Source organism: Hymenobacter terrestris, from assembly GCF_013377905.1.
GTDB lineage: Bacteria > Bacteroidota > Bacteroidia > Cytophagales > Hymenobacteraceae > Hymenobacter > Hymenobacter terrestris.
The window spans coordinates 1-5,833 of sequence record NZ_JABKAV010000113.1 but is presented as its reverse complement, the minus strand read 5'-3'; the positions used below and the strand labels follow the sequence as shown (position 1 = coordinate 5,833).

Genomic DNA, 5,833 nt, shown 5'->3' with positions numbered 1-5,833 from the left:
ATAAATCCTGGACGCGGGCATTGCGTTTCAGCAGGCAAACGCCACCACCCAACTTCAGCCGATGAAAAATCTACTCCGCCTCCCTATGCTAGCCCTGGCGCTGGCCTCCGTTTCGCTAACCGTTTCCTCGTGCAACAAAGACGATTCCGATAGTCTGGAAGTGCAGGCGCACGACCAGAACGCCATGATGAGCATCATGCACGACATGATGAAAAAGATGGATGCCATGCCCAAAACCCAGGACCCCGACCAGGACTACTCCATGATGATGGTGATGCACCACCAGGGAGCCATTGATATGTCGGAGCTGGAGCTCAAAGACGGCCAAGACCCGCAGATGCGCGACCTGGCCACCCGCATCATTGCCGCCCAGAAAGCGGAAATTGCCCGCTTCAATGCGTTTCTGGCGGGCCACAAAATCGAAACGCCGCTTGTGCCGGCGTTCAATGCGCGCCAGAAGATGGCCATGGAGAAAATGATGCGCGCCAACGACCTGCGCGTGATTACCGGCAACACCGACCGCGACTTCGCCCAGTTGATGCAGGACCACCATCAAAGTGCCATCGAAACCTCCCAGGCCATCCTGGACCTGGGCCGCCACTCGGAAACCAAAGTTCTGGCTCAAGAAATTATTGATTCGCAGATGATGGAAATCAAAGAGATGCAGGAGTGGCTGCTCAAAAACAAGGGCTACTAAGGCTCCATCAGCTATTCTATCCGGCAGAAGCAGTGGGCCAGACGGTCCGTTGCTTTTTGTTTTCCTGCATGGCAGTTACCGTGATTGCGCCCGCTGCCAGGGCATCAGCAGCCAGGGGCGTAAGCTGCCGCCCTGGTTATTAGCCGGCCGCGGAGCTTTGCGCATCCTGGGCATTTCATTTACCTCACCTCATTCTATATCCGCCGTGCTACCGCCGCTTATCCAGCAGTACAAGGCTGATGCGCAATCCGTGAACAATACCTCCTTTTTTTGAACGGGTGCTTATTCAAGGAAATGTAGCGCGTACTGCTGCTGGATTTGCTCGGCTTCTTCGGGCGTCAGCAACGCAAACTCTTTTTCACGGGCCCGTTTCGAGAGAAGCCCCTGATTCTGCTCCAGGAAACGGATCAGCACGGCCACTAGCTTGTCGGGCATCTGGAATCGCTCGTCCAGCCAGGCCTTGAGCGCGTCGTAGCGCTGCAGGTAGGCCACTTCCTGGGGAATGGTCTTCTCCAGGGTGTAGGCCACGCAATCGAAGAGGAACTCGGCCTGCGCGGTGGCGTCAAAGTAGCGGTAGTACGCGCTCGTATCGGTGAGTACCTCCACGTTGTGGTCCGCCGTCTTCTGCCAGGGAATGAACTCCAGCACGGCGTGCGAATACCCCTCCAGTACCTGCCGGTACGCGGGCCGGTGCGCGAGAATGGCGGCGGAAACCGGGAAGATGATGCCGGGGGGCGTGAACCCCTGCCGGGCCAGCAGGTGGTGAATCAGGTAGCGGTGCACCCGCCCGTTGCCGTCGACGAAGGGGTGGATGAAGACAAAGCCAAAGGCGAGGGCGGCGGCCGTCAACACCGGCGGATAGCCCGCCGTTTCCAGGTGGGCCGCCGCGGCGAGCAACCCGCCCATCAGACTTTCCAGGTCCTGCCAGCGAGCCGAGACGTGGTCCGGAATTGGATCGCCCGTCTGCCGGTCGTGTTCGCCGACAAAGCCGCCTTCGGTCCGGTAGCCCAGGCGCACAAAGCGGCTGTTTTCGATGACGAGCTGCTGCAGGCGCAGCAGTTCCTCGTGGCTGAGCGGGTGCTGCCCGGCCTGGCCGATGGCCCGGCCCCAACGCAGGGCCCGGATAGGCGCCGGCTGTTCCCCTTCGATGGTGAAGGAGGCCTTGGAGTCCTTCAGCAGCAGAAAAGCCGAGGTCCGGACCAACACGTCGGCGTGCAGCCCGCGCAGCACGTGCGCTGCGCGGCCGGCCAGGTCGCGGGCCAAGTACTGCTCCAGCTTCGCCGATTTGTGCACCAACGGGCAGAAGCCCGCCACCCCCGGCAGGTTGTTGCGCAGGCGCTGCCGGGGCACGGACACGCCCGTTGCCGCCGCGTACTGCAGGTGTTCATCGACCACCGGCACGTAGTTGCCCTGCAGTAGGTCGGGCAAGTCCAGGCGCCGGGCCAGCAGCCATTCGTAGAGAAACCACACCGTCCGGGCGTAGCGGCTCTGTGGGGCGTGCCGCACCCATTCCTCGACGGTAGGCGCCGGCAACTGCGCGAACAGCTGGTTGAAAAAGAGCAGATCCAGCCCTTCGTATTTGAGGGCAAAAACCAGGTGCGCCCAGAGCGTGTCCGCGGGGGCGTGCCGCGGGGTGAAGACGCGCCACCCCGCCACGTGGTACTGCCGGCGCTTGGCGCTGATCAGGGCCAGGTCACGGGGCATTGGCACCGCCAGCTGCAGGGCTTCAATCACGGCCCCGTAGCCCACAAGGACGCCCGGCTCGGGCGCCGTGCGGCCGTGAAAAACAGTTACGGTCCGTGAAAAGGACGTAGGAAACATCTGGATAGGTGAAAAACGCTTACAAAGATACGGCCGGTGGACCGATTGCGCGCGGTCCACCCCTCCCCGCCGTGGACGAGGACTTCGGTGCGCCCGTTGGGGGCGCCGGGTCTGTTTGCTCGTAGAGGGCCTCTAGCCGTGCCAGCGGGATGGTCCGGTCCTCCAGCGCCAGGGAGGCGTACACCGACCGCACGGCCAGGACTTGACCACGGCGGGGTCCTGCAGCGGGCGGTAACGGTCGTGGAGTTTCATGGCGCAGGGCACGGCGCATGCAGAGGACTAACGGTATAAGCGACGCATCGCACCGCCGACGCCCATTACTATTCGCCGCATATTGTGCGGAGAATAGCGCGCCTAATCGCCGCACTGTTGGTCGCCTAGGGGCTTAAGCTGCCGGTGCGGTCACAGGACTGGGCAAGGGCTGGGCGTGCAGGGCCACGCCGCGGTGGTGCAGGTACTTGTAGAAGGTGGCCTTGCAGATGCGCAGGCTGCGGGCCATGTCGTCGACGCTCAGCTCCCGGGCTTTGTAGAGCAGTTCGGCCGCGCGGGCCGTGCGTTGGGCTTCTACCGAAAGGCCCGGCTTGCGCCCGCCGACGCGGCCCCGGGCACGCGCCGCCGCCAGCCCGGCCAGGGTGCGCTCGCGAATCAGCTCGCGTTCGAACTCGGCCAGCGAAGCAAACAGGTTGAGCACCAACCGGCCCTGAGCCGAGTGGGTATTGATGGCGTCGGTCAGGGAAATCAAGCCGATGTCGCGGCGCTGCAACTCGGCCACTAGGTCGAGCAGGTGCTTGAGCGAGCGGCCCAACCGGTCGAGCTTGTAGATGTAGACTGTGTCGCCCGAGCGCACCTGCAGCAAGAGCTTGTCGAGTTCCACCCGCGCGGCTAGGGCGCCGGAGGCTTTTTCCTGGTAGATAAGCTCGCAGCCGGCCTGGGTCAGGGCGTCGAGCTGGAGTTCTAAATTCTGGTCGCGGGTCGAGACGCGGGCGTAGCCAATCTTCATGCGGAGGAGTCTAAGAAACTCATCTGCTAACGCAGTTTCGTAAACTTTGATTAGTAGACGAGTTTTTTAAACTCGGCACACACGAAAACAGGCGGTACCAAGCTTCTTTGGAACTTGTCGCCTGTTTAGTTTAGCGGTTCACGGAAAGGAGCGTTATTTACCTCTTCAAGGATTGGCATAGTCTCCTGACTGATGGAAGCACACGAACCCGTTATTGCCCTTTTGCTTTTTCAAAACGGTATGGCCACCAATGCCTACAATATCATACGGCATTTGGAACGTCGCTTTGGCTGGCTGCACTGGGGCGAAATAGAGGAGTACCTACTGGCCCAGGGGTACTTGGTTCAGCTCGACCAAAGCCAAGTGCCGGCGTATGCCCTCACCCCCGCCGGTGAGGAGTTTAGCGCCCGTTTTCGCGAACAGGCATTGGCTAAGGTGCAAGAAGACCCCTTCACCTACACGGAGCACACCCGCTGGCTGATTACTAAATTGTGAGTTGGCTCTAACGGTATAGCCAAAGGGTCCGAAGCCAAACGCTCTCCGTTTGATGAAGGGAGCGTAATTATGCCCTTTCACTAATTTCCTTCCGATGAGCTACGCCTTGCCGGTGTTGTTCCTTTACTTTTGACGATGATGACCTTTGCCGATGTGGTGAGCAACAGCGGTGATTCCGTGCTGGAGTCCTATACCTACGCCGAAGGCCGCCTGCAACTGGTGCTCGTCCTGGGCGAAAACGACCAGAAAGTCGCCTTGTCCCTGCCCACGGACTGCCTCGCCTTTGCCGGCTCCGTCCTAGCCAGTAGTGAGCGTGCCTACCGTACCTGCTTTCTTGCCCTTGAAGACTTGTCGCAGGTACTTGCCGTGGAAAACGGGGTTTATGTGCCCGCTTCCGACTTTGGTAAGCTCATGCAGCAGACCCAGGCCAACTATCACCTGGCGTATGGTAAGAAGGCAGCCGAATGGACGCATCTTCTTTCCTTGGTCGGGTATAGCCGTTTGGCATCTTGCTTAGTGGCTGATGTAGGGGCAATCTCTGTCACGGAAATAGCAGCTTAAGCACCCATCTAGTTCACGCCGCCAAGTTTACTGAAACGGTCTGAACAGCAACATGGCAGGCGTCCCGGGTTAAGGTCGGACAGTTCCGTCGCGTGGACCGGGCGTACGGGACGCCGCGCGCACCTCCCCGCCGGCCAGCAGCGCCACCACGGCCAGTTCCAGCCCGAAGTACCCCCACCCCCACGCCGTGACGCACCAGGGGCCAAACGCGAGCAAACAAGCCGTCAAGACCCCGTAGAGCAGGTTCGCCGCGGCGATGGCCCGCAGCCAGGGCTGCCAGGGGCGGGGGTTGGCCCAGTAGCACAGCAGCGAGCCCGTCGCCAACGCGCCCGCGATTGCGGCCAGCGGGTGCAGGACCGCGGCCGGCACGCCCAGCGCGCGCTCAAACCGGGGCAGGACCGCGCCCAGGCACAGGGCCGAAAGCACCGCCCCCACCCCGTCGAGGAGGAAGAGCCGCTGGCGCGACGGGGTGGGCGCAGCGAAGAGCTCGGGGTTCACAAGGGTCAATTTAGCGAAACAAGCTTTTGTCTAAATTACAATTGCCTCGTTTTCGCCTGCTTCTAAGCCGTTACCTTCGCTATACAGGCGTTAGTCAATCGAATGATGCAATATATTTTACTGGCGTCTCTACTTATTGGAGGCGTGTCGCCAACCCTAGGACAAGTGGTGATTCAAGGAGACAGTACGTTCCTTGGACTTAGAATTGGCAAGTCCTCCGGTGAGCAAGTCAAAGCACAACTGGGGAACCGCTACCGGTCCGAGAAGCTAATCCATGTTCTCACCGTGAGCACGCGTGATGGCTCTCACAACACACTAAAGCGGGAGACGGGCGTGATTATGCATTACCGCAAGCAGGGACTGATTTGTTATATCAACACCATCTCCTCGCAAAGGCGTATGGGGTTAATACGAATTGAATTTGACGCTACCGCCAAGGTTTCGTCTGCCAAGGGCATACAGCCTGGCAAACATCAGTTTAGCGATGTCATAGCACAGTATGGGCCAGTTGATGTTGAGGGAACGGACTATGCTTTACCAACAGTGCGGGAGATTTCCCGCGATGGAAAGCAGTGGTATACGGTCCTCGCTTACCCGAGCATCAGTTTCGTCAGTCTAGGCAAAAAGGAGCCGGGGGAGAACCTGCTAGCCAGGCCAGTTACAGGAATTTGGTTGGGGGTGTGGTACTAGGGGCACCTATAACTCGCTTACTGAACCCTGGGAAAGTGGTGCTCTTAAGCAAGCCGGTCCGAGAAGTCGTC

General features: G+C 60.1%; 7 protein-coding genes. 4 read left to right on the top strand and 3 right to left on the bottom strand.

Annotation, left to right across the window (positions count from 1 at the left end; translation table 11 throughout):
• Nucleotides 1–61: 61 nt before the first annotated feature.
• A complete protein-coding gene (locus tag HW556_RS17880) occupies nt 62–697 on the top strand; it encodes a DUF305 domain-containing protein (RefSeq protein ID WP_176901484.1) in 636 nt (211 codons plus the stop codon).
• A 282-nt stretch (nt 698–979) separates the two neighbouring features.
• Here the strand turns inward: HW556_RS17880 and HW556_RS17875 are convergent, their stop codons facing one another.
• Both HW556_RS17875 and HW556_RS17870 read right to left on the bottom strand, forming a co-directional pair.
• Complete coding sequence (locus tag HW556_RS17875; RefSeq protein ID WP_176901483.1) at nt 980–2,518, bottom strand: Fic family protein; 1,539 nt, start codon at nt 2,516–2,518, stop codon at nt 980–982.
• 385 nt (nt 2,519–2,903) lie between these two features.
• Complete coding sequence (locus tag HW556_RS17870; protein WP_176901482.1) at nt 2,904–3,518, bottom strand: recombinase family protein; 615 nt, start codon at nt 3,516–3,518, stop codon at nt 2,904–2,906.
• Nucleotides 3,519–3,791: 273 nt separating this feature from the next.
• Between HW556_RS17870 and HW556_RS17865 the strand changes: the two genes are divergently transcribed.
• Together HW556_RS17865 and HW556_RS17860 are read left to right on the top strand one after the other, a co-directional pair.
• A complete protein-coding gene (locus HW556_RS17865; protein WP_176901481.1) occupies nt 3,792–4,013 on the top strand; it encodes a hypothetical protein in 222 nt (73 codons plus the stop codon).
• Between the two features lie 135 nt (nt 4,014–4,148).
• Entirely contained in the window at nt 4,149–4,574 is a 426-nt protein-coding gene (locus HW556_RS17860; RefSeq protein ID WP_176901480.1) for a hypothetical protein, read from the top strand.
• Between the two features lie 69 nt (nt 4,575–4,643).
• Here the strand turns inward: HW556_RS17860 and HW556_RS17855 are convergent, their stop codons facing one another.
• The gene (locus tag HW556_RS17855; RefSeq protein WP_126546971.1) at nt 4,644–5,072 is read right to left on the bottom strand and encodes a hypothetical protein; all 429 of its coding nucleotides are present in this window, start codon (nt 5,070–5,072) and stop codon (nt 4,644–4,646) included.
• Between the two features lie 102 nt (nt 5,073–5,174).
• Between HW556_RS17855 and HW556_RS17850 the strand changes: the two genes are divergently transcribed.
• Nucleotides 5,175–5,762 (top strand): hypothetical protein, encoded by a 588-nt coding sequence (locus tag HW556_RS17850; protein ID WP_088466089.1) that lies wholly within the window; start codon nt 5,175–5,177, stop codon nt 5,760–5,762.
• The last annotated feature ends 71 nt before the right edge of the window (nt 5,763–5,833 follow it).

Coding starts and splice junctions, on each gene's coding strand:
- HW556_RS17880 (WP_176901484.1), top strand. CDS start 62: ATGAAAAATCTACTCCGCCTCCCTATGCTAGCCCTGGCGCTGGCCTCC.
- HW556_RS17875 (WP_176901483.1), bottom strand. CDS start 2,518: ATGTTTCCTACGTCCTTTTCACGGACCGTAACTGTTTTTCACGGCCGC.
- HW556_RS17870 (WP_176901482.1), bottom strand. CDS start 3,518: ATGAAGATTGGCTACGCCCGCGTCTCGACCCGCGACCAGAATTTAGAA.
- HW556_RS17860 (WP_176901480.1), top strand. CDS start 4,149: ATGATGACCTTTGCCGATGTGGTGAGCAACAGCGGTGATTCCGTGCTG.
- HW556_RS17850 (WP_088466089.1), top strand. CDS start 5,175: ATGATGCAATATATTTTACTGGCGTCTCTACTTATTGGAGGCGTGTCG.